Source organism: Streptomyces sp. NPDC017056 (assembly GCF_044332485.1).
In the GTDB taxonomy this organism is placed as follows: Bacteria; Actinomycetota; Actinomycetes; order Streptomycetales; family Streptomycetaceae; genus Streptomyces.
Map to the genome: position 1 here is coordinate 30,102 of NZ_JBIRPD010000023.1, position 21,785 is coordinate 51,886.

Annotated in this window: 18 protein-coding genes and 1 pseudogene; 8 read left to right on the top strand and 11 right to left on the bottom strand. The window is 73.1% G+C overall.

All coding sequences use genetic code 11. The features are described from left to right. Nucleotides 1–504: 504 nt before the first annotated feature. Entirely contained in the window at nucleotides 505–2,643 is a 2,139-nt protein-coding gene (locus ACH4OW_RS32470; protein ID WP_398031440.1) for an ArnT family glycosyltransferase, read from the top strand. A gap of 97 nt (nucleotides 2,644–2,740) precedes the next feature. Here the strand turns inward: ACH4OW_RS32470 and ACH4OW_RS32475 are convergent, their stop codons facing one another. After that, a complete protein-coding gene (locus ACH4OW_RS32475; RefSeq protein WP_360132002.1) occupies nucleotides 2,741–4,246 on the bottom strand; it encodes a PLP-dependent aminotransferase family protein in 1,506 nt (501 codons plus the stop codon). 285 nt (nucleotides 4,247–4,531) lie between these two features. Here ACH4OW_RS32475 and ACH4OW_RS32480 point away from each other — a divergent pair. From ACH4OW_RS32480 to ACH4OW_RS32495, 4 genes and pseudogenes are all read left to right on the top strand, one after another. Continuing rightward, nucleotides 4,532–5,062: pseudogene (locus ACH4OW_RS32480) on the top strand (YitT family protein); the annotation flags it as partial. Nucleotides 5,063–5,325: 263 nt separating this feature from the next. Next, a complete protein-coding gene (locus tag ACH4OW_RS32485; RefSeq protein ID WP_360131999.1) occupies nucleotides 5,326–6,252 on the top strand; it encodes an LLM class F420-dependent oxidoreductase in 927 nt (308 codons plus the stop codon). A gap of 94 nt (nucleotides 6,253–6,346) precedes the next feature. Further along, a complete protein-coding gene (locus tag ACH4OW_RS32490; RefSeq protein ID WP_398031443.1) occupies nucleotides 6,347–7,168 on the top strand; it encodes a glycerophosphodiester phosphodiesterase in 822 nt (273 codons plus the stop codon). A 372-nt stretch (nucleotides 7,169–7,540) separates the two neighbouring features. Continuing rightward, nucleotides 7,541–7,924, top strand: coding sequence for an RNA polymerase-binding protein RbpA (locus ACH4OW_RS32495; protein WP_360131994.1), 384 nt, complete (start codon nucleotides 7,541–7,543; stop codon nucleotides 7,922–7,924). A 145-nt stretch (nucleotides 7,925–8,069) separates the two neighbouring features. Here the strand turns inward: ACH4OW_RS32495 and fxsA are convergent, their stop codons facing one another. Together fxsA and ACH4OW_RS32505 are read right to left on the bottom strand one after the other, a co-directional pair. Then, nucleotides 8,070–8,651, bottom strand: a complete 582-nt coding sequence (gene fxsA, locus ACH4OW_RS32500; RefSeq protein WP_360131992.1) for an FxsA family membrane protein — start codon at nucleotides 8,649–8,651, stop codon at nucleotides 8,070–8,072. 60 nt (nucleotides 8,652–8,711) lie between these two features. Continuing rightward, nucleotides 8,712–9,071 (bottom strand): VOC family protein, encoded by a 360-nt coding sequence (locus tag ACH4OW_RS32505; RefSeq protein ID WP_398031445.1) that lies wholly within the window; start codon nucleotides 9,069–9,071, stop codon nucleotides 8,712–8,714. Between the two features lie 112 nt (nucleotides 9,072–9,183). Between ACH4OW_RS32505 and ACH4OW_RS32510 the strand changes: the two genes are divergently transcribed. Next, complete coding sequence (locus ACH4OW_RS32510) at nucleotides 9,184–9,429, top strand: hypothetical protein (protein ID WP_360131989.1); 246 nt, start codon at nucleotides 9,184–9,186, stop codon at nucleotides 9,427–9,429. A gap of 99 nt (nucleotides 9,430–9,528) precedes the next feature. Here the strand turns inward: ACH4OW_RS32510 and ACH4OW_RS32515 are convergent, their stop codons facing one another. From ACH4OW_RS32515 to ACH4OW_RS32535, 5 genes are all read right to left on the bottom strand, one after another. Beyond that, the gene (locus ACH4OW_RS32515; RefSeq protein WP_360131986.1) at nucleotides 9,529–10,494 is read right to left on the bottom strand and encodes an LLM class F420-dependent oxidoreductase; all 966 of its coding nucleotides are present in this window, start codon (nucleotides 10,492–10,494) and stop codon (nucleotides 9,529–9,531) included. 107 nt (nucleotides 10,495–10,601) lie between these two features. Beyond that, complete coding sequence (locus ACH4OW_RS32520) at nucleotides 10,602–11,360, bottom strand: polyprenol monophosphomannose synthase (protein ID WP_360131983.1); 759 nt, start codon at nucleotides 11,358–11,360, stop codon at nucleotides 10,602–10,604. Further along, a complete protein-coding gene (lnt, locus tag ACH4OW_RS32525; protein WP_398031448.1) occupies nucleotides 11,357–12,967 on the bottom strand; it encodes an apolipoprotein N-acyltransferase in 1,611 nt (536 codons plus the stop codon). Before lnt ends, ACH4OW_RS32520 begins: the two co-directional genes overlap by 4 nt. A gap of 544 nt (nucleotides 12,968–13,511) precedes the next feature. Then, a complete protein-coding gene (locus ACH4OW_RS32530) occupies nucleotides 13,512–15,152 on the bottom strand; it encodes an amidohydrolase (RefSeq protein ID WP_398031449.1) in 1,641 nt (546 codons plus the stop codon). Between the two features lie 134 nt (nucleotides 15,153–15,286). Next, on the bottom strand, nucleotides 15,287–15,727 hold the full coding sequence (locus ACH4OW_RS32535; RefSeq protein WP_026170119.1) for an Lrp/AsnC family transcriptional regulator: 441 nt from the start codon (nucleotides 15,725–15,727) through the stop codon (nucleotides 15,287–15,289). A 210-nt stretch (nucleotides 15,728–15,937) separates the two neighbouring features. Here ACH4OW_RS32535 and ACH4OW_RS32540 point away from each other — a divergent pair, with 210 nt between their 5' ends. Beyond that, nucleotides 15,938–16,360 carry a hypothetical protein gene (locus ACH4OW_RS32540; RefSeq protein WP_360131974.1) on the top strand — a complete coding sequence of 141 codons (423 nt, stop codon included), beginning with the start codon at nucleotides 15,938–15,940 and terminating at the stop codon, nucleotides 16,358–16,360. A gap of 64 nt (nucleotides 16,361–16,424) precedes the next feature. Here ACH4OW_RS32540 and ACH4OW_RS32545 read toward each other — a convergent pair whose 3' ends face one another. After that, nucleotides 16,425–17,525, bottom strand: a complete 1,101-nt coding sequence (locus tag ACH4OW_RS32545) for a phosphotransferase family protein (protein ID WP_398031452.1) — start codon at nucleotides 17,523–17,525, stop codon at nucleotides 16,425–16,427. Beyond that, nucleotides 17,522–18,694, bottom strand: coding sequence for a hypothetical protein (locus ACH4OW_RS32550; protein WP_398031453.1), 1,173 nt, complete (start codon nucleotides 18,692–18,694; stop codon nucleotides 17,522–17,524). Before ACH4OW_RS32550 ends, ACH4OW_RS32545 begins: the two co-directional genes overlap by 4 nt. A gap of 267 nt (nucleotides 18,695–18,961) precedes the next feature. Between ACH4OW_RS32550 and ACH4OW_RS32555 the strand changes: the two genes are divergently transcribed. Beyond that, nucleotides 18,962–20,155 (top strand): pyridoxal-phosphate dependent enzyme, encoded by a 1,194-nt coding sequence (locus tag ACH4OW_RS32555; RefSeq protein ID WP_398031455.1) that lies wholly within the window; start codon nucleotides 18,962–18,964, stop codon nucleotides 20,153–20,155. A gap of 91 nt (nucleotides 20,156–20,246) precedes the next feature. On the opposite strand, the gene ACH4OW_RS32560 is transcribed toward ACH4OW_RS32555, so the two are convergent. Then, the gene (locus ACH4OW_RS32560; RefSeq protein WP_398031456.1) at nucleotides 20,247–21,419 is read right to left on the bottom strand and encodes an acyl-CoA dehydrogenase family protein; all 1,173 of its coding nucleotides are present in this window, start codon (nucleotides 21,417–21,419) and stop codon (nucleotides 20,247–20,249) included. Nucleotides 21,420–21,785 lie beyond the last annotated feature (366 nt).

The following is a 21,785-nucleotide window of genomic DNA, read 5'->3' on the forward strand; positions in this document are numbered from 1 at the left end:
TGGCGGGGTGCGGACTCTGGACACGGCACGGCCGTCGGAGTTTGGGCAAGTTCGGCCAACTTGCGGGTTCTCCGGAGCCTCTTTCGCCTCAGTATTCAGCACCAGCCACTCGCCATCGGAATCCTGGCGTCCCCGTAAGTGTCCGTACGCGTCACCGACCTCACATCCCGGCACGTCCCGGGAGGCAACCTCCGGGCTCCGGGCCTGCGGTGGTTCCGTCCCCTTCCGGAATGGCGACTTCCCGTCGTCTGCGGCCCGCCGGGACCACGGCTGAACCCGTTATGGACTTCCGCCCCTCTTGCCTCGCCCAATGCGCGGGGCCCAGTATCTGCACCGCACGGTGATTTTGGTCCTTACCGAGCCACGCTGTGGCGGCGCGCCGCCCGTGCCCGGCCGGGCGACGACCGTCATCGCGTCGGCCCTCTCACCGACAACCCCTGCGATCAGGGAGCTGCCTCAGTCATGTCAGCGTCGTCTCCTCCTCCCCCCTCTTCCTCCGCCCCGGTGTCGTCGGCGTCCCGCAGCGCCACGGCGCCCGGCGCCCCGGCGCGCCCCCGGTGGCAGTTCTGGCGGTCGCCGGCGGACCAGCCCCGGTGGGCCAGGCCCGCGCTGCTCGGTATCGCCGCGCTCGCCGCCCTCTTGTACGCCTGGAACATCACCTCCAGCGGTCTGGCCCCTTACTACTCCGTCGCCGCCCGCAGCATGACGGAGAGCTGGAAGGCGTTCTTGTTCACCGCCTACGACCCCGGGGCGACCGTCACCCTTGACAAGATCGGCGGCTTCCTGTGGCCGCAGGCGATATCCGCACGGATCTTCGGCTTCCACGACTGGTCGCTGACCCTGCCGCAGTGCGTCGAAGGGGTCGTCAGCGTCCTGGTCATGTACCGGGTGGTGCGGCGCTGGCGGGGAGCGGCGGCGGGGCTGTTCGCGGCCGGCCTGCTGACGCTCACCCCGATCGCCGCGTCGATGTTCGCCCACGCCATCCTGGACGCCGCGTTGGTGATGTGCCTGGTGCTGGCAGCGGACCAGTACCAGCGGGCCGTGACGACGGGGTGGCTGTCGCGTCTGCTCCTCGCCGGCGTGTGGGTGGGGCTGGGCTTCCAGGCCAAGATGATGCAGGCGTGGCTCATCGCGCCGGCCCTGGCCCTGGGCTACCTCATCGCCGCACCGGTCACGCTGCGCAGGCGGCTCCTCCATCTGCTGACCGCGGGGGTGGTGATGGGCGCGGTGTCCCTCTCGTGGGTGCTGATGGTGACGTTCACGCCGAAGGACTCGCGCCCCTACGTGGACGGGTCGGCCAACAACAGTGCCTTCTCGATGGTCTTCGGATACAACGGCTTCGACCGCATCGACCAGGGCAACGGACCAGGCATCACGTCGGGCGGCTCCGGCGGCCAGAAGGGGAACACCGGTGGTCAAGGCGGTGCCACCGCCGGCTCGGGGCAGGGCGACTCGGGGCAGCGCCAGGGCGGTGACGGTTCCGGCAAGAAGGGCCGCACTCCCCCGCAAGGCGGCCAGGGCAAGCGCCTGAACATGGGGCCTTGGGGGAACGTCTGGCACAAGCTGTTCGACCTGCGTCTGCTGGCGCAGATCGGCTGGCTCTATCCCCTGGCGCTGGCGTCTCTCGCGTTCGGACTGCTCAGGCACCGGAAGCGGCCGCGTACCGACGTGGGGCGCGGTGGCTATGTGATGTGGGGTGCCTGGCTGCTGACCGTGGCGGTGGCGCTGAGCTTCGCCTCGGTGCCGCACACCGCGTACGTGGCGACACTCGCCCCCGCCCTCGCGGCGCTGTCGGCGGCCGGGACCCTGGCGATGTGGCGTGCCTACCGCACGCGCGACGGCCGCTGGGCCCACGCGCTTCCCGTGACCGTCGCCCTGCAAGCCGCATGGTCGGCTTACATTGCCTCCCAATACCCCTATTTCACACCGTGGTTGCTGCCTCTGATCATCGCGGCCGCGCTCGTCGGCCTCGCGGCGTTGGTGTTGCGCGGGCGGGTACGGCTGCGGCACATCGGTCTCGCCGGGGCGGCCGCCGGCTGTCTGGCGATGTTCGCGGCCCCGGCCGTCTGGTCGCTGTCCGTCTTCAACCCGCGGTTCGCGGGAACGGCATTCGACGCCAACGCGGGACCGCGCGGCCCCGAGGACAAGGGCACGGGGCCGCCCCGGGGCACGGCACCGGTCAGCAGGGTCGTCGGCGGCCAGTCCCAATCGTCGGCCGACCACACCCCGAAAGCACTGACGCCCCTGCAGAAGCGCATCATCGACTACGTCCGGCAGCACAACGGCGGGGCCGAGTACACCTTCTCCGCGGACGGCGGCTGGGCCCGGGCCTCGGCCATCGCCGCGACCGGGCTGCCCATCCTGCCTCTCGGTGGCCTCACCGGCTCGGCTCCGTCCGTCACCCTCGCCGAGTATCAGAGGATGGTGGCGTCCGGGGAGCTGCGCTACGCGATGCTCACGGTCCCGAAGCCGAACGACGGCGGCAACAAGGGGCCTGCGCCCGTGTCGGAGACGGAGAAGATCAGCGCCTGGGTGCGGTCGCACTGCACCGAGGTGCCCCCGAAGGCGTACGGCGGCCCGGCAGCCTCGGCGGCCGAACGGACGGCCACCGGGTCGCTCTACCGGTGCTCCCCCGCCGCCTGACACCGGCCGGGCCCGGTAGCGTGCGGCGCGGATGACCCAGGGCCGGTGCCCGGCGCCGGGCACCGGCGCGTCAGGCCACGCGCCGGGCACCGGCCCGTCAGGCCACGAAGCTGTACGGCGTCTCGACCTCGCCGGCCGCGGCCCCGGTCGCGACCAGGCGGGCCGCGGCGGCCAGCCGGGAAGCGGCCTCGTCGGCGACGGCCCCGCTGACCGTGAACGGCAGCCGGACGAACCCCTCGAACGCGCCGTCGACGCCGAAGCGGGGCCCGGAGGGCACCCGTACGCCGAGCCGCTCCCCCGCCTCCGCGATCCGTGAACCGGAGAGCCCGCCGGTCCTCGCCCACAGGGTGAGGCCGCCGCCGGGCACGCTGAATTCCCAGTCGGGCAGGTGGCGCCGGAGCGCGGCGACGATGGCGTCGCGGTTCTCGCGCGCCTGGTCGCGGCGCACCTCCACGGCCTGTTCCCAGCCGTCGCTCTCCAGCAGCGAGGTGATGGCGAGCTGTTCGAGGACCGGCGAGCCCAGGTCGGCGTAGGCGCGGGCGGCGATGAGGCTGCGGATGATGTCGGGAGCGGCCCGCACCCATCCGATGCGCATGCCGGCCCAGAACGCCTTGCTGACGGAGCCGACCGTGATGACGGCGCTGCCCGCCGGGTCGAAGGCGCAGACGGGGCGGGGCAGGTCGACGCCGTCCAGGTTGAGTTCGCTCATGGTCTCGTCGGCGACCACGACCGTGCCGGCCGCCCGGGCGGCGTCCACCAGCCGACGGCGCTGGTCCTCGGTGGCGAGGGTGCCGGTCGGGTTGTGGAAGTCGGCGACGACGTACGCCATGCGGGGCGCGGCGTCCCGCAGGACCTGACGCCAGGCGGGGATGTCCCAGCCGGCGAGCCGGTCGGCGAGGGCGACGGGAACCAGCCGGGCGCCCGCGTCGCGCATGAGCTGGAGGATGTTGGCGTAGGACGGGGAGTCCACCGCGACCCGTTCGCCGGGCCGGGTGATCAGGCGGCAGATGGCGGCGACCGCGCCCATGGCTCCGGTGGTGACCATGATCTGTTCGGGCATGGTGGGGATGCCGCGGGCGGTGTAGCGGTCGGCCAGGGCCTGGCGCAGGGCGGGCAGGCCGGCCGGGTAGTCGCCGTGGGTGTGGGCGTACAGCGGCAGGTGTTCCATGGCGCCCTGTACGCCGCGGGTGAGCCAGGGCTCGGGGGCCGGGAGGGCGGCGCAGCCGAGGTCGATCATGGACCCTGCGGCCTCCGGCGGCAGCGGTTCCAGGCCGCGGGTGGGCAGGGGGTTCCCGGCGGGTACGGCCGTCCAGCTGCCCGATCCGCGGCGGGATTCCAGGAAGCCTTCGGCGCGCAGCGCCTCGTAGGCCGCGGCGACGGTGGTGCGGCTCACGGAGAGCGCGGCGGCCAGTTCGCGTTCCGCGGGGAGGCGGGCGGCGACGGGCACGCGGCCTTCGAGGACGAGGAGCCGTACGCCGTCGGCGAGGCCGCGGTAGGCGGGGACGCGGCGGCCGCCGGCCGGTGGCACGGCGTCCCGGGTGTCCTGCGACCGGAGCAGCCTGGCGAGCTGTGACGCCCCTACTGCCGAAGTCCACTGCGCCATTGAAGCAGTCCACCTTTCTGGAATTGGCCATGGAAAGAGATCAAGTCCGGGCCACAGAGTGACACGCGCCAGTCCAATCATGCCAGGAGGGGGAAGGTTTTGTTCAGCACGCGTAGGTCCGGTACGGCGGGGAGCGCGGACGAGCGCCGTACGGAAGGTGGCGCCGACCGTCCCACGGAGGGCGGCACCGGCGGCCGTACGGCAGACACCCCCGGGGCTCGGGGACGGCGGCTGCCGCGCCGGCTCGTCCACCTCTACGCGGGGCTGGTCCTGTACGGCCTCAGCATGGGCCTGCAACTGCGCGCGAGCCTCGGTCTGGAGCCGTGGAGCGTCCTCAACCAGGGCATCTCCCGGCACACGGGCCTGACGATCGGCACGGTGACGATCGTCTCCGGAGCGCTGATCCTGCTGCTGTGGATTCCGCTGCGGCAGCGCCCCGGCCTGGGGACGGTCTCCAACGTCGTGCTCCTCGGCCTCGTGATGGACGCGACGCTCGCCGTCGTACCGGAGATCTCTTCCCTTGGCGCCCGCATCCCGCTACTGGCCGGCGCCATCCTCCTCAACGGCCTGGCGACGGGGCTCTACATCTCGGCGCGCTTCGGCCCCGGCCCGCGCGACGGCCTGATGACCGGCCTGCACCGGCGTACGGGCCGGCCGCTGCGCCTCGTGCGGACCTGCATCGAGGTCACCGTGCTCGCCGTCGGCTTCCTGCTGGGCGGCTCGGTGGGCGCTGGCACCGTGATCTACGCGCTGGCCATCGGGCCGCTGGCCCAGTTCTCGCTGCGCTTCTTCGAGATCGGCGACCGTGGCGGGGGGGGGGGGGGGGGGGGCGCCCCCCCCCCCCCCCCCCCCCCCCCCCCGCCCCGGCCGCCGACGCCCCCGCGGCGGTCGACCGCTGACCGGGGCGCACCCGCCGCTCCCCGGTCCAACTCCCTTCCGCTTATGCCCTTTTATCGCGGTACGCGCCCTTCGCCGATCCCGCCAACTGTTACGCTCGCCTCGCCAACACCCCCTCTGACCTGGTCTTTTTTATGTCCGGCTGGCCGGTTGGCGGGGAGCACCAACCGAGGGAGCGGACTGTGAAGGTCGGGATCAACATCCTCAACTACGGGGCGGGCACCACCCCCGAAGGCATCGAGACGTGGGTGCGCGGCGCCGAGGAGCTGGGGTACCACCTGGCGATGATCTCCGACCACGTGACGCTGCCGCGGGAGGTCGCCGGCGCCTTCCCGCCGCCCTTCTACGACCCGTTCACCACGCTGGCCTGGCTCGCGGGCCGCACCAGCACCATCGAGCTGGGCACCACGGTGGTGGTGCTCCCGTACCGCCACCCGCTGCAGACCGCCCGCGTGACCGCCAATCTGGACCGCTTCAGCGGCGGCCGGCTCGTGTTCGGCGTGGGCATCGGCTGGTCCGAGCAGGAGTACGCGGCGCTCGGCATCGACTTCGCGGCCCGCGGCCGGATCACCGACGAGTACCTGACCTGCATCAAGGAGCACTGGACGCAGCCGGAGGTCTCGTTCAGCGGCGAGCACGCCGAGTACTCCGGCATCACCACGGGCCCCGCCCCCGTACGGGACCCGCACCCGCCGGTCTGGGTCGGCGGCCTCAGCGACGCCGCGCTGCGCCGGGCCGCGCGCTTCGGCGACGCCTGGCACCCGTACACGCTGGGCGCGGACGCGATCCGCGAGCGGCTGCCCGTCCTGGAGGCCGCGGCCGAGGCGGCCGGCCGCCCGACGCCGGCGGTGGCGCCCCGGATCGCCCTGCACCTCACGGAGCGGCCGGTGGAGTCGGAGACCCGCCTCCCGGGGCACGGGACGGTCGACCAGGTCCGCGCGGACCTGGAGGCGCTGGCGGAGCTGGGTGTCGCCTACGTCGTTCTCGACACCTTCCTGTCGAGCTACGCCGGGCCCGTACCGCCGGAGGAGAGCCCGCGGCACGATCTCTCCCAGCTGGAGACCGCGGCCGAGCTGATACTCGACCTGTCCGGAGAGACCCTGCGCTGATGCGCGCGGAGCGACGGGCCGTCGCCCCGCGTGACCGGTGGCGCATGGCCGGTTGCCGACGGGGCGGCCACCCGGCCTGTATATCCTCTGGCCAATGCGCTCCCAGCAGTTGACCTCCCGCGGCTTTCCCGTACGCCACCCCTATCTCGACCACCCGGGCCCGCTCGCCTTCGCCCACCGGGGCGGCGCGGCGGACGGGCTGGAGAACACCGCCGCGGCCTTCCGGCGGGCGGTGGCGCTCGGCTACCGCTACCTGGAGACCGACGTGCACGCCACGTCGGACGGCCGGCTCGTCGCGTTCCACGACGCGACGCTGGACCGGGTCACGGACACGGGCGGGGCGATCGGGCGCCTTCCCTGGCAGGCCGTCCGGCAGGCGCGGGTGGCGGGGCGGGAGCCGCTGCCGCTGTTCGAAGAGCTGCTGGAGGAGTTCCCGCAGGCCCGCTGGAACGTCGACATCAAGGCGGAGGCCGCGCTCAGGCCGACGCTGGACCTGCTGCGCCGCACGGGGGCCTGGGACCGGGTGTGCGTCGGCTCGTTCTCGGAGGCCAGGGTGGCGCGGGCGCAGCGGCTGGCCGGTCCGCGGCTGGCGACGTCGCTCGGCACGCGCGGGGTCCTGGGGCTGCGGGTGCGCTCGTACGGCCGGGGCGTGCCGCTGGACCGGCTGATGGGGGCCGCGGTCCGGCGCAACGCGGTCTGCGTCCAGGTCCCGGAGCGGCAGTCCGGGGTGCGCGTGGTGGACCCGCTGCTGATCCGGGCGGCGCACGCGTGGGGTCTACAGGTGCACGTGTGGACGGTCAACGACCCGCGGCGGATGGCGGCGCTGCTCGATCTCGGAGTCGACGGGATCATGACCGACGACATCGGCGCCCTGCGGAAGGTACTGGCCGCCCGGGACTCCTGGCCCTCGCAGTGAGGCTTCCGGGCCCCTGACGAGCCGTTAGCAGACCCCGGTGGTCCCGCCGATGGCGCCCCGGATTTAGGGATGGGGCCGGTGGGCCGGTAGTGTACGCCTTTGGCTCACCAGGCGGACCGTTACTGCGCGCTGAACTACCGAAAGCGCTGGGTGACATCTGCTGCCAGATGTGACAAACCGGGCACTGGTGGGTACAACAAGGGGCGGCACGAAGGAAGGCAGCAGCGCCAGCGCCTCCATCTTGGGCGGTGGTGGGCGACGGGTGGGCACGGGTCCCGGTGACGGGAATCTTCACCGCCGACCGGACGTTGACCGGATGACGACGACAGCGACACCTGTCCTGTGGGCGACAAAGCCCGGGAGGCACGATTCATGAGTGAGCGAGCTCTTCGCGGCACGCGACTTGTGGTGACCAGCTACGAGACCGACCGCGGCATCGACCTGGCCCCGCGCCAGGCGGTGGAGTACGCATGCGAGAACGGACATCGCTTTGAGATGCCGTTCTCGGTAGAGGCCGAGATTCCGTCAGAGTGGGAGTGCAAGGTATGTGGTGCACAAGCCCTCCTGGTGGATGGCGATGGCCCTGAGGAAAAGAAGGGCAAGCCCGCGCGTACGCACTGGGACATGCTCATGGAGCGGCGCACCCGCGAGGAGCTGGAGGAGGTGCTGGCCGAACGGCTGGCCGTCCTGCGCTCCGGCACCATGAACATTGCCGTGCACCCGCGCGACAACAACAACAGTCGCAAGTCCGCCTGACGAACGGACGCGCGATCGGGCCGGGGCCACTGCATCACGCAGTGGCCCCGGCCCGTTTCCGTACCCTTTCCCGGCCCTGCCGGTGTGGGCCGGGTCACGCGCGACCTGCGGAATCTTCCGCAGGTCCGCGGCGGTGTACCGGGCCTCAGCGCGGCAGGGGCGGGTCCTCGCGGCGCGGCGCCGGCCGCTCGTCCTCGCGGACGACCTCGCCCTGGACGACCTTGCCGTCCGGCTGGTGCATACGGGCCTGCTGGAAGGCGTCGCCCAGCGATCCCGGCGCATAGCGCGCCCGGCGGGTCAGGAAGCGCTCAGCGCGGCGGTGGAGCAGCTTGCGGGTGGGCGGGAAGAGGCAGAGCAGCCCGGCGACGTCGGAGGCCAGGCCAGGGAACATCAGCAGCAGCCCGCCGAGCATGGGCAGGGTGTTGCCGCTGCCCGACGGCTTCCGCTCCCGCGGCTCCGCCGACGCCGTGGCGCCTCCGGCCGCCTGCATGCTCTCCGTGAGGTTCTTCCACGCCCGGCGCCCGGCCCGCTTGATCACGTAGCCGCCCGCGACGGCGCCGGCGATCAGCAGCAGAAGCACCGTCAGGCCGCCCGCCGCGTCGGCGACCAGCGTCAGCAGCCAGATTTCGAGCACCAGCCAGGCGGCGATGCCCAACGGGACGAACCGGCGGGCCCGCGAGCGCTTGGGCGGGCGGGACTGGGGCGATGGCGTGGCTGCGAACGTCATGTCTCAAGTGTGCCTGGCGCCGCGCGCCCGGCACGCCCGCGGGTGGGCCCCGGGGCCGCCTCACGTGCTGCTGAAGACGATCAGGCAGAACTCGTTGCCCTCGGGGTCGGCGAGCACCGTCGTCAGGCAGCCCTCGTCGTCGAACGGCCCGCGCAGCACCCGCGCGCCGAGGCCCACCACCCGGCTCAGCTCCGGCTCCATCGCGGGCACCCGCAGATCGACGTGCATCCGGTTCTTGCCCTGCTTGGGCTCCGGCACCTGCTGGAGGAGCAGCTCGGGATCGCGCCCCGCCGGGTCGGTCAGGGCGATGTACGGCGGTGTCTCGCGCGTGATCCGGTAGCCGAGGACCTGGGCCCAGAAGGCGGCGAGCGCCTCCCGGTCCGCGCAGTCCAGCACCATGGCGAGTTCCCTGGACGTCACCGCTGTCTCCCCTTCTCCCGTACTGCTGATCATGCGGAACGCATGCGGGCCCGTCCGTCGGGCACCCGTACCGGACACCATTCCCCTTCCCCGTACCAGGAGGTCGAACGCGATGGACAAGCGCAGCGAGACGCCGGAGCAGGGCGGCAGCGCCATTCCCCGGGACCTGCCGGACCAGCAGGCCGACCCGCGGGGCGCGCCGGATCCGTGGGAGGGCCGCACCCCCGACGACGGTGACGACCGCGAGGAGCACACGGATGTCCCCGACACCGATGTTTCCGGCACGGGCCGCCGCGGGGCGGCGCACGACCACGACACGCAGGCCGAGGAGCCGACCCCGGACGAGCCCGCCGACTGATGCGGGCCCGCCGGGCGGCGCACGCCCCTCGTACGGCCCGGGAGCCCCGCGGACACCGTCCGGCGGGGCTCCCGGCTCGCTCGGGGCTTTCCGGCCCGCTCAGAGCTCGCGCAGCGCGGGCAGCAGCTTCTTCTCGGCCCAGTCGAAGAACTCCCGCTGGTGGTCGCCGCCGACCTGGACGACGGCGATCTCCGTGAAACCGGCTTCCGCGTACGGGCGCACCGCCTCGACGAAGTCGTCCACGTTGTTCCCGCAGGGAATCGTCCCGGCCACGTCCTCCTCGCGCACGAACTGGGTGGCCCCGGCGAACCCGGCCGGGTCCGGCAGCTCGGAGTTGACCTTCCAGCCGCCCGCGAACCAGCGGAACTGGTCGTGGGCGCGCCGTACGGCGGCGTCCCGGTCGGGGTCGTAGCAGATGGGCAGCTGGCCCACCCGCGGCTTGCCGGCGCCGCCGTGCTTCTCGAAGGAGGTGATCAGCTCGCTCTTCGGCTCGGTCGCGATGACCAGGTCGGCGAGGCGGCCGGCGATCTCGCAGGACCGCTCCCCCGAAACGGCCACGCCGATCGGCGGGGCCTGGTCGGGCAGGTCCCAGAGCTTGGCGGCGTCCACGTCGAAGTGGTTGCCGTGGTAGGTGACGGTGTCGCCGTCGAAGAGCGCCCGGATGATCTCCAGCGCCTCGGTGAACATCTCGTGCCGGGTGCTCTTGCCCGGCCAGCCGCGCCCCACGACGTGTTCGTTGAGGTTCTCGCCCGAGCCCAGACCGAGCCGGAAGCGGCCGCCGGAGAGCAGTTGCAGGGTCGCGGCCTTCTGCGCGACGACCGCCGGGTGGTAGCGCACCGTCGGGCAGGTCACGTACGTCATCAGCGGGATGCGGGAGGTGGCCTGCGCCGCGGCTCCCAGGACGCTCCACGCGTACGGGGCGTGGCCCTGGGACTCCAGCCAGGGCGCGTAGTGGTCGGAGGTCACCGAGAAGTCGAACCCGGTTTCCTCGGCACGGACGACGTGGTCGACGAGATCACGCGGGCCGGCTTGCTCAGTCATCATCGTGTAGCCGATTTGCACCATATGGCGCGAGTTTCCCGATCATGCGACCGCAAAACTCGGCCCGGCCGATGATGACCGGCCGGGCCGAGAGGACTCCGCCCGACCGGCCTATCCCGCGCGGCTACGGCTCAGCGGCCGCGGAGCTTGTTGACCCGGGAGCCGACGCCCCAGCCGGTGACCCGCCACAGGGCCTCCACGACGATGTCCTTGCTCATCTTGCTGTCGCCGCGCTCGCGCTCGACGAAGGTGATCGGCACCTCGACGACGTGGAAGCCGCTCTCGACGGCACGGCGGGCCAGGTCGACCTGGAAGCAGTAGCCCTGTGAGGCGACCTCGTCCAGGCCGAGCCCTTCCAGGGTCTCCTTGCGGAAGGCCCGGTAGCCGCCGGTCACGTCGCGCAGCGGCACGTCCAGCATGGCCCGGCAGTACGTGCTGCCGCCGCGGGAGAGGTACTCGCGGTGCTTGGGCCAGTTCACCACCCGGCCGCCGGGGACCCAGCGCGAGCCGAGCACGAGGTCGGCGCCCTTGAGGGCGGTGAGCAGCCGCGGCAGCTCCTCGGGCCGGTGGGAGCCGTCGGCGTCCATCTCCACCAGGACGCCGAAGCCGTGCTCGATGCCCCACTTGAAGCCCGCCAGGTAGGCGGCGCCGAGCCCTTCCTTGCCCTTGCGGTGCAGCACCTGGACGTGGTCGTCCACCGCCGCGAGTTCGTCGGCGATCTTTCCCGTGCCGTCGGGGCTGTTGTCGTCCGCGACGAGGATGTGCGCCTCCGGCACGGCGGACCGTACCCGCGAGACGATCGGCTTGATGTTCTCCGCCTCGTTGTAGGTCGGAATGATCACCAAAGTGGTGCCGAGCGGACCGTACTTCCGCTGACCGCCGTCTGTCACTGCTGCCCCTTCTCGTCCTTCGTACGCCCGCGCCGGCCAATGACTGTCGCGGCGACGCAGGACAGAAGTCCCACGATAGCGAGCACCCACTCGGGAATGGCACCGACGCGGTCGGCCACGGTTTTTTCATCACGCAGAGGGAGGCTCGCCTCCAGCACCCCTTGGGTGAACTCCGGGATCTTGTGAGTGACCGTACCGTCCGGGGCCACCACCGCGCTGATCCCGCTGGTGGCCGCCGTGACGACGGCACGGCCGTGTTCCACGGCGCGCAGCTTGGACATGGCCAGTTGCTGCTCGGGCTGTCCGGTGCGGCCGTAGGTGGCGTTGTTGGTCTGGACGACGAGGGCGCGGGCGCCCGCGTTCACGGTGTCGTGCACGATCTCGTCGTAGGCGACCTCGAAGCAGATGACGTCGCCGAGCCGGGCGGGGCCGACGTCGAGGACGCCGGTGTGGTCGCCGGGGTAGAAGTCGCGCGGCACCCGCTGGAAACGTGTGATGATCTTGCTCAGCTGCTCCCGGAACGGCACGTACTCGCCGAACGGCACCGGGTGCTGCTTGGTGTACGAGGCGCCGGGGCCCTTCACCGGGTCCCAGACGATGCCCTGGTTGAAGACGTAGCCCGGCTTGTCCGGGTGGTCGACGAGGGCGCCGACCAGGACGGGCACGCCGATCGCCTTGACCGCCTCGTCGATGCGGTCGTACGCCTGCGGGTAGCGGAACGGGTCCAGGTCGGAGGCGTTCTCCGGCCAGATGACCAGGTCGGGCTTCTCGGCCTTGCCCGCCTTCACGTCGGCGGCCAGCTTCTCCGTCGCCGTGGCGTGATTGTCCAGGATCTGCATCGGACGGCCGAGGAAGTCCATGCCGGGCCGCTGCACGTTGCCCTGCACGATGGCGATGTTCGTGTGCTCGTCCGCGCCGGTGTGCACCGGGACCAGGAGGCCGGCCACCGTGACCGCTGCGGCCAGGCCGACGGCTTCGACGGCGGGCAGCACCGCCTTCGCGGACCGCCCGGGACCACGCAGCCTCCACAGGACGACGGCCGCCGCCGCCAGCAGCGAGCCGGCGAGGGCGACGGCGAAGGTCACCAGCGGGGCGCCGCCGAGGGCCGCGAGCGGGGTGAAGGGCGAACCGGTGTTGGCGAAAGCGAGCCGCCCCCAGGGGAAGCCGCCGAAGGGCGCGCGGTCACGGGCCCACTCCTCCGCGATCCACAGGCAGGCGCCCCACAGCGGCCAGAACTTCAGGCGCGAGACGACCGCGAGGCCGGCCCCGAGCAGGGCCAGGTACAGCGCCTGGATCACCGCCAGCCCGAACACCGCGTCCCAGCCGACGACATGGAGCCACTTGAGCAGGAGGAAGAAGAACGGCAGACCGAAGGCGAAGCCCGTCCAGGCGCCCTGACGGGCCGTCCGGGCGCGGGTCAGCAGACCGAGGGCGGCGACGGCCGCGAGCGACAGCGGCCACAGGTCGTACGGAGGGAAGGCCAGCGCGAGCGCGAGGCCGCTCACTACGGCGAGCGCCGTGCGCGGCGCCGCACGGCGCACCAGCGCCGCGAACCGGCGACCGCGCCCGGGAACGGCTGGTTGGGGGGTGTCGGAGCCCGATGGCACGGTCGCGGCCTTCCTTGCAGGTCGTGCGGTGGTGTGCAGACCGTACAACGGTGCGCCGCGGCGGCGGAGCGGGGGTGGCGGAAGGTACGGGGAGCCGCGTCCGTGGTACGGCGGCGGCAGGCGGGGCTCCGCACGCGGTGCGGATCGGGGCCCGGCGCCCTTCGGGCCGACCTGGGACCCGCTGGCTGCGGATCGACCGAAAGCCGTTGTCTACTGAGCAACCGGGCCCCACCCGGGTCGCACCTGCCGATCGGACGAAACCTTTCCGTCGTCCCCGTGCCGCAGGTGCTGGACCTGGCTCCCAGTGGCGGTGTGCCGGTGCGGCACCCCGTCCCATGGCCCAGCTGCGCTCGACGACTGCGCGGAGGTCTCCCGGTCGGACGTCCTGTGGTGGACCCGGCCGAACCTACCGGCCGCCGACCGTCTGCTGTCAACAGTTGGCCAACCTGCGTGGTTTTCGCGTCGCCCCAGGTCGGCGCCCCAGCCTCGCAGGTGGGGCTGGGGCCTGCGGGCGCGTCCCGAGGTGGTACGCGCCCGCGCGAAGTCACTCGTTCGGCCGCTCGTACACCGTACGCCCCGCCACCACCGTCTTCAGGCATACGGGCAGGTCCCGGCCGGGCGTGAGGTCGGGCAGGCCGGGCGTGCCGGAACGGGGGTCGGTGGACCAGCGCTCGACACGCTCGTCGGGGGCCTGTACGACGAGGTCGCCGGTGCGCCAGACCGCGTAGTCGGCGGGCGCGCCGGGCACCAGGACGCCCGCGTCGTCCCGGCCGACCGCGCGCCAGCCGCCGCGGGTGTGCGCGGTGAAGGCGGCGCGGGCGGAGATGCCGTGCCCGCCGGTGCGGTGGAAGACGGCGGCGCGGACGGTGCCCCACGGGTCCAGCGGCGTGACGGGGCTGTCGGAGCCCAGGGCGAGCGGGACGCCGGCGCGCAGCAGGGCCGCGTACGGGTTGAGGGTACGGGCGCGGTCGGCGCCGAGGCGGGCCGCGTACATGCCGTCCTCGCCGCCCCAGGCCGCGTCGAAGGCGGGCTGGACGGAGGCGGTGAGGGCGAACTCGGCGAACGCGGCGATGGTGTCCCCGGTGAGCATCTCGGCGTGCTCCACGCGGTGCCGGGCGGCCCGGACGCGGGCCGTGCCGACGCGGTCGGCGGCAGCCCGTACGCCGTCGGTGACGGCGGTCAGGGCGGCGTCGCCGATGGCGTGGAACCCGGCCTGGAGCCCGGCCTCGGTGCAGGCCGCGACGTGCGCGGCGACGGCGTCGGCGTCCAGGTGGGCGGTGCCGATGTGGGGCGCGTCGGCGTACGGGGCGTGCAGGTGGGCGGTGTGCGAGCCGAGGGATCCGTCGGCGAAGAGGTCGCCGGCGGCACCGAGGGCGCCGAGGGCACGGATGCGGTCGGCGTCCTTTGCGTTGGTGACGGTTTCGGCCCAGTAGCCGACGACGCGAGGGCCCGGCCCGTCCGCGGCGCGGGCCAGCAGGGCGGCGAGGTCGTCCTCGCTGGAGATCTCGGGTCCGGCGCACTCGTGGAGGGTGCCGATGCCGACGGACGCGGCGTGCGCCAGGGCCGCCGCCTGGGCGGCGTCGCGCTGGGCGGGGGTGACGGTGGCGTACGCGGCGGCTCGTACGGCGTGGTGCGCGTCGCCGGTCAGCGGCTGCTCGGCGTGGAATCCGGGCAGGTCGCGGATGCCGGGGACGAGGTCGAGAAGGGCGGTGGTGACGACCGCCGAGTGCACGTCCACCCGGGTCAGGTAGAGCGGGCGGCCGCCGGCCGCGGCGTCCAGTTCGGTGCGGGACGGGGGCCGGCCCTCGGGCCAGGCGGAGGCGTCCCAGCCGTGCCCCAGCAGGACCCGGTCGCCGGGACGTGCCGCGGCGTGCTCCCGTACGCGGGCCAGCGCGTCGCCGAGCGTACCGGCCCTGGCCAGGTCCAGGCCGGTGAGCGCGAGGCCGGTGGCCGTCGTGTGCACGTGTGCGTCTGTGAACGCCGGGGTGACGAGCGCGCCGTCCAGGTGGACGACCTCGTCCACGCCGTCCGCGAAGGAGTCGGCGGCGCCCTCCTCGCCGACCCAGGCGACGCTGCCGCCCTCGATCACCATGGCGGTGGCGAAGGGGTCGGCGGGGCTGTGCACCTCCCCGCCGCGAAGCAGGACGGTACGGGGCCGGGCCGGGTCGGGGGTGCGCTCACTCATAGCGGACAGTCTGGCCCCTGCGGGCGGCACTTCCGCGCGCGGGGTCGGGATTCCGAGGCCCGGCGTGCGCGGCGCCCGCGCGGGCGGACCGGCCGGAGGCACGCCCCCGGCACACGCAACGCACCGGACAGGCGTCAGATGCGCGGCGGGCGGGCCTCGTACGGCGTGGAGAGCACGACCGTGGTGCGTGTGGAGACCCCGGCCAGCGTGCGGATACGGGTCAGCAGGTGCTCCAGCTCCAGAGGCGTGGCCACCCGCACCTTGAGGATGTAGTTCTCGTCACCCGCCACGCTGTGGCACGCCTCCAGCTCCGGCACCTCGGCGAGGCGGTCGGCGATGTCGTCCGGGGCGCTGGGGTCGAAGGGTTTCACCGAGATGAAGGCGGTGAGCGGCAGCCCCACGGCCTCCGGGTCCACGATGGCGGCATAGCCGCGAATGACACCGCGCTGCTCCAGGCGGCGCACCCGCTGGTGCACCGCCGAAGTGGACAGGCCGGTGGCCTTGCCCAGGTCGGTGTAGCTCATCCGCCCGTCCTTGACGAGCAGATCCACGATTTGTCGGTCCAACTCCTCCACCCGATCAACCTACTGTGCTCGGGCGCATATGCGCACCGTGCGCCGGATCGTGGACACGTTCGCGCGGAGTGTGTGACCAATGCCACACGCGTGACCCCGTATCCCGCAGGGCTCGGCGATTATGCGCGGGGCATGAGGGGAATTGCTCGTGATGGCCGGAGCCGCCCGTCACAGGAAGCCGGCGGCCCGCATACGGCCCACCCGAGGGGGATGACCACATTGCGACGTCTGAAGTCCGAATCCACGCCGCTCAGCCACGACGCCGAGGAGGGCGACAGTCTCGGCTTCGCCGTTGACGACGATCCGTACGACGCCTTCGAGACCATGGAGATCTTCCGGGTGAACTGCCCGGACTGCGCCCAGCCGATCGCGATGCTGGCGGACGAGGACACGCTGCCGGAGCACGCGCTGTGCCCGACGCCGTGGGACCCCTTCTGCCTGACGGTGTGCGAGGGCTCGGGGCGGCCGGTGGCCGACGCCCCGTCACCGGACGACTCCATGGAGGCGCAGGAGCGGGACGCGGGCGTGCTGCTGACGCTCCCGGAGGGGCTCGACTGGCGGCGGCAGCCGTTCTCGCACGTGGGCAGCCCCGGCACGCGGCCGACGCGGGTGCCGCGCATGCGCAGGCCCTGAGCCGGGCGGGAGCGGACCCCCGCTCCCGCGCCACCTCGGCGGCACACCACCGCCGCCGAGGGCCTCACCAGTAGCGGCCCTCGATCATCGCCTCCAGCGACGCCCGGTGCATGATCAGCGCGTCCGGGTCGGCCGGTGCGGGCACTTCACCGAAATGCACCTGCCGGTAGGCCACGCGCAGCATGACGACGGCGTGCCGCAGGGCCGCGTAGAGGGTGTGGAAGTCCATGGCCCGCGGCTCGTGGCCGGTGAGCCGCGCGTAGCGCTCCTCGACGCGTTCACGGCGCAGGAAGTCCGGCAGACCGTGCTGGCCGCCGCTCTCCGTCAGGTCCTGGAAGAACCGGTGGAGGTAGATCATCCAGCCCAGGTCGAGTTCGCGCGGGCCGAGTGCGGCCATTTCCCAGTCCAGGACGGCGGCGGGCGCGAAGCCGTCGTAGACGATGTTGCCGACGCGCGCGTCGCCCCAGGTCATGACCGTACCGTCGGCGCCTTCGGCGTCCGGCGGCCAGTGGTCTGCCAGCCAGGCGAAGCCGCGTTCGATGAGCGGCGACGGTTCCCGTCCCGTGACGACCCACGTGTAGTACGCCCACTGGGCCGCCACGTGCCGGCGCAGCGCGCTTCCGCTGCCGGGCAGGGCGAGGAACTGCGCCTCTGCGACGGGCACCTGGTCGTGGATCCGGGCGAGGGCCGAGACCGTGGCCGCTTCCAGGCCCGCGCGCTCCGCGTCGGTGGCGGCGTGCAGCCAACTCCCCTCGTAGGTGTAGGGCATGACGTCCGGCGGCACGCGGCCTTGGGCGCGCTCCATCACGAAGAACGGCGCGCCGAGCGGCTCCGGGTCCTCTTCGAGCCAGAAGGTGCGCGGCACGGGCACGTCGGTGTGCTCGGCGACCAGGCGCATCGTCCGGTACTGGCGGGCCATGTCATAGGTGGGGAATACCGTGTAAGCGGCGGGGTCGGCGGCGAGGCGCAACGCGCAGGAGCGGGCGGGCGGACGGGGGTGGTCGATGTCGAAGAGCAGGGTTTCGCTGGACATGCCGTTGGAGGCGGGGACGGTCGCCGCGACCGCTCGCGCGCCGGGCAGGCGGACGGCCAGCCACGTGGAGAGGCGGCGGGTCAGCTCGGCGGGGTCGCGGGTGGTGGTGCGAGGCCGTGGCGTGCTGCTCATGACCGGCTCCCGGGGTCCCTGGCGGGGCGCGCTGCCTCCGCGTCGGCCGGCGGTGCCGTGTCGGCGTATCCGGTGAAGCCGCTGGGGTCGTGGCGGCCGAAGCTGCCGTGTTCGAAGATCCCGTAGCCGGTGCGCCCTTCGAGGGTGAAGCGGGCCGCGTGGTCGGTGACGCCGCAGGCGGCCAGGGGGTGGGCGGCGGGGTCGCCGAGGTCGTAGGTGCGGCGGTCGGTCCAGCCGCGTCCGCGCCAGGTGCCGTGCTGCCAGTCGTCGGCGGGCGGGTAGCCCGCGCCGACGGCCAGGGGCGAGGAGGTGAGGATCTCGGCGGTGAGTTCGAGCGGCTTGCGGCCCGGATCGGTGAGGTGGAGAACGGCCCTTTCGGGCTGCCGGGTCCCCGGCCGGTAGGTGATGTCGGCGTACGGCCAGCCGAGTTGGACATCGGGCGTGCCGTCGCGGACGAGCAGTGCCTCGTTGAGGGTACGGTGACCGTCGGCGTCCTCCTGGACGACGACCATGACGAACCGGTCGTCGAAGCGGACCGGGCACCAGATCCAGTGGAAGCCTTCGGGCCGCGCTTCCTCCGCCGCGCGGCCGGTCTCCTCGCCGGGGATCGGCCGGACGCCCCAGCTGCGGTCGCGGGTGCCGGTCCACTCCCCCGCGGTGACGGCCGACTCCTCGCCGGCGGCCCGGATGGTGCCGGTGCAGGTGCCCGCCTGGACGAAGCGGCGGCCTTCCAGGATGAGCCGGCCGCCGCGGTACTGGGTGTGGTGCGGTTCCCAGACGGCGGGGAAGGCGGCGTGCCATTCGAGGTCGTAGGAGAGCCCTTCGGGGTCGGCCGGGTCGGCGGCGCAGTGCAGCCGCAGCCGTTCGAGAGGCCGGTCGACGGTGATGGTGAGGGGGCCGACGGAAAGGGCGAGGCGGTCGTCGGTCAGCGCGTCGGAGGCCCGTACGGCGTCCAGGCGGTCGCCGAGCCGGAGGGTGGCGTAGGCGTCGATGACACCGGTGTTGGGGTAGACGCCGAGGCCGGCGACGAGCAGTGCGCGGCCTGTGTGGTCCACGACGTGGAAGATGCACCGGTCGTACGCGTTGCGGTCGCCGGTGGCGACATGCCGCATGGACAGCGGGACTTGGTGGATCGGGTATTCGTCGAGCGCGATCGGACGGTCGGTCACGGGAACCTCCTGGACGCGCGGGCGGACGCGGGCAGGAGACCGTGGAGCGCGGAATCCTCCGTCCCACGTAAAGCATTTGACCGTACGTCAGGAGTCGTCGGCGGGCCATAGCCGTACCCGCGCGGGCAGGGGGAACACTCCGTCCCACACCTGCCGGACACGGAGAACCCCGCCTGCCCCGTACGGCGTACGCCGCCCCGTACAGTGGAACGGCAAGGCCATCGCGGACACCGGCAACGAAAGCAGCGACCGAACGAGGGGGACACCATGACGACGGCAAGCTCCGGGCAGGGCCCGAGCAGCCTGCACTGTCTGCGCTGCGGCCTGCCGGTGACGGGGTTCGCCGGCTGCCCCCGCTGCGCGGCGGAAGGCATCGGAGCCAACGCGATGCCCCCGCTCGCCGATCTGGACGGCCTGGATCTCGCGTCCTACCCGGGCGGCCCTTGGGGATGGCCGGAGACGCTGCCGGTCAGCGGGCCGCCGGTGACCCTCGGTGAAGGCGGCACGCCGAACGTACGGCTGCGCACCGATCCGGCCGCGCTCGGCGACGGCAACGCGCCCGAGTGCGGCAGCGAGCTGTGGGTCAAGTACGAGGGCGGCAACCCGACCGGCTCGCACAAGGACCGTGCGATGGCGGTCGGCGTGGCCGCGGCGGTGGAGACCGGCGCCGACACGGTGACCGCCGCGTCGTCAGGCAACGCGGGCGCGGCGGCCGCGGCCTACGCGGGCCGCGCCGGGCTGCGCTGTGTGGTCTTCACCGACGAGGGCGTGCCGCCCGCGATGGCCGCGCAGATCGACCTGCTGGGTGCCGAGCAGGTGCGCGTCGAGGGCGGGTTCCGGGCGCGCAACGCCGCGCTGGCACAGGCCGTCGAGGAGCACGGCTGGTACCCGCTGACCAGCTACTCCTCGCCCTCCCCCGGCGGCAACCCGTACGCCAACGAGGGGTACAAGTCGGTGGCGTACGAGCTGGCGCGGGACTTCGCGGGGCGGCGGATCGGCGCCGTGGTCGTACCGACGAGCCGGGCGGACCTGCTGGCGGGGATCGAGCGCGGCTTCCGGGAGCTGGCGGCCGCCGGGCTGGTGTCCGCCGCGCCGCGGATGGTGGCCGCCGAGCCCGCGGGGGCGGCGCCCTTCACCGCGGCGCTGCGCCACGCCGACCGCGCGGCCCAAGAGCGCACGCGCGTGATCAGCCACCCCACCGCCGCCTTCTCGCTCGGCGAGGAACGCCCGTGCTGGCAGGGCCTGGACGCACTGTGGCGGTCCGGCGGCACTGCCGTCGCAGTGGCGGAGAAGGAGTTCGTCACCGAACAGCTCCGCCTCGCCGAGCAGGGCCTGCTGCTGGAGGTGTCGTCCAGCGTCGCGGTGTCCGCGGCCCGCCGGCTGCTGCGCGAGCTGCCGGAACCGGTGGTGGCGATCGGCACGGCCACGGGCATGAAGGGGCTGGGCACGGCCGGCCGGTGATCGCACCGCCGGGGCACCCCGGCGGCAGCCCGCTCCCGGCCCGCCATTCACCACGGTCGTATGCGGTGGTGGTGCGCGGCCCCGTCGCGCGTCAGTGGGATTCGGGCCCCACGAGCTGGCGCGCGACGACCATGCGCTGGATCTGGTTGGTGCCCTCGACGATCTGGAGGACCTTGGCCTCGCGCATGTAGCGCTCGGCCGGGAAGTCGAGGGTGTAGCCGTACCCGCCGAGGAGCTGGACGGCATCCGTCGTGACGCGCATCGCGGCGTCGGTACAGAACAGCTTGGCCATCGCCGCCTCCTTCGAGAACGGCAGCCCGGCGTCGCTCAGGCGGGCGGCGGCCAGGTAGAGCGCACGGCCGGCCTCGATCTGGGTGGCCATGTCGGCGATCATGAAGCGCAGGCCCTGGAAGTCGGCGAGCGGGCGGCCGAACTGCTGCCTGGAGGCGGTGTACGCCAGCGCCTCGTCCAGGGCGGCCTGCGCGACGCCGATGGCGCAGGCGGCGATGCCCAGGCGCCCGGAGTCCAGCGCGGACAGGGCCACGCCGAAGCCCTGCCCCTCCTCCCCGATGCGGCGGGCGTCGGGCACCCGTACGCCGTCGAAGTGCAGCTGGGCGGTGGGCGAGCCCTTCATGCCCATCTTGCGCTCGGGTGCGGCGGCGGTCAGCCCGTCCGCGTCGCCTGGCACCAGGAAGGCCGTGATGCCGTGGGCACCCTTGCCGCCCGTGCGGGCCAGCACGGTGTAGAAGTCGGCGATGCCGCCGTGCGTGATCCACGCCTTGGTGCCGTCCAGGGTCCACATGTCACCGTCGCGGACCGCCCTGGTGGTCAGGGAGGCTGCGTCGGAACCGGCGGAGGGTTCGGAGAGGCAGTAGGCGCCCAGCAGGCCCCCGCCGAGCATGGCGGGCAGGTGGGTGGCGCGCTGTTCCTTGGTGCCGAACCGGGCGAGCGCGTGGCAGGCGAGGGTGTGCACGCTGACGCCGAGGCCCACGGTCAGCCGCCCGGCGGCCAGTTCCTCCAGCACCTGGAGGTAGACCTCGTAGGGCTGGCCGCCACCGCCGTGCTCCTCGGAGTACGGCAGGGACAGCAGTCCGGACTCGGAGAGCAGGGTGAAGGTCTGCCGGGGGAATTGGCCGACGTCCTCCTGTTCGGCCGCGGCCGGCTTGATCTCGCGCTCGACGAGGTCCCGTACCAGCGTCAGCAGGTCGCGGGCTTCCTCGGTGGGCAGCCTGCGGTCCACCGGCCGGGGGCCGTACTCGATCATGGCGGCGCTCTCCTCCCTGTCGGGCGCTACGACGACGCGCGCGAGGGTGTGGCGGCGTCGCCGGACGTACACAGCAGTACTCAGCCGATGATCTCCCACCGGATCGCGGAGGGCGGTGACCTGCAGCTGTGGCGCTGTGAGTATGCCCGATGGACAGCTTCCCGTCACCGGTTGACAGCGATCTTGTTCCGCTACCCAGCGGACTTCGTCACCCCCCGCACCTGCGGCTCCACCCATCCACCCGATCGAGCGACAAGGCAGCACCCCCTCCCACCCACCCCCCGCCCATCTCCCATTCCCCTCCCCCAGCCCCGCCACCTGCGCCGTTACCTCGTCCTCCGCTCACCCGGCAGGGCCAACGGAGCC

Coding starts and splice junctions, on each gene's coding strand:
- ACH4OW_RS32515 (WP_360131986.1), bottom strand. CDS start 10,494: ATGGTGCAAATCGGCTACACGATGATGACTGAGCAAGCCGGCCCGCGT.
- ACH4OW_RS32560 (WP_398031456.1), bottom strand. CDS start 21,419: ATGATCGAGTACGGCCCCCGGCCGGTGGACCGCAGGCTGCCCACCGAG.
- ACH4OW_RS32530 (WP_398031449.1), bottom strand. CDS start 15,152: ATGAGTGAGCGCACCCCCGACCCGGCCCGGCCCCGTACCGTCCTGCTT.
- ACH4OW_RS32510 (WP_360131989.1), top strand. CDS start 9,184: ATGGACAAGCGCAGCGAGACGCCGGAGCAGGGCGGCAGCGCCATTCCC.
- fxsA (WP_360131992.1), bottom strand. CDS start 8,651: ATGACGTTCGCAGCCACGCCATCGCCCCAGTCCCGCCCGCCCAAGCGC.
- ACH4OW_RS32555 (WP_398031455.1), top strand. CDS start 18,962: ATGACGACGGCAAGCTCCGGGCAGGGCCCGAGCAGCCTGCACTGTCTG.
- ACH4OW_RS32540 (WP_360131974.1), top strand. CDS start 15,938: ATGACCACATTGCGACGTCTGAAGTCCGAATCCACGCCGCTCAGCCAC.
- ACH4OW_RS32475 (WP_360132002.1), bottom strand. CDS start 4,246: ATGGCGCAGTGGACTTCGGCAGTAGGGGCGTCACAGCTCGCCAGGCTG.
- ACH4OW_RS32495 (WP_360131994.1), top strand. CDS start 7,541: ATGAGTGAGCGAGCTCTTCGCGGCACGCGACTTGTGGTGACCAGCTAC.
- ACH4OW_RS32545 (WP_398031452.1), bottom strand. CDS start 17,525: ATGAGCAGCACGCCACGGCCTCGCACCACCACCCGCGACCCCGCCGAG.
- ACH4OW_RS32490 (WP_398031443.1), top strand. CDS start 6,347: ATGCGCTCCCAGCAGTTGACCTCCCGCGGCTTTCCCGTACGCCACCCC.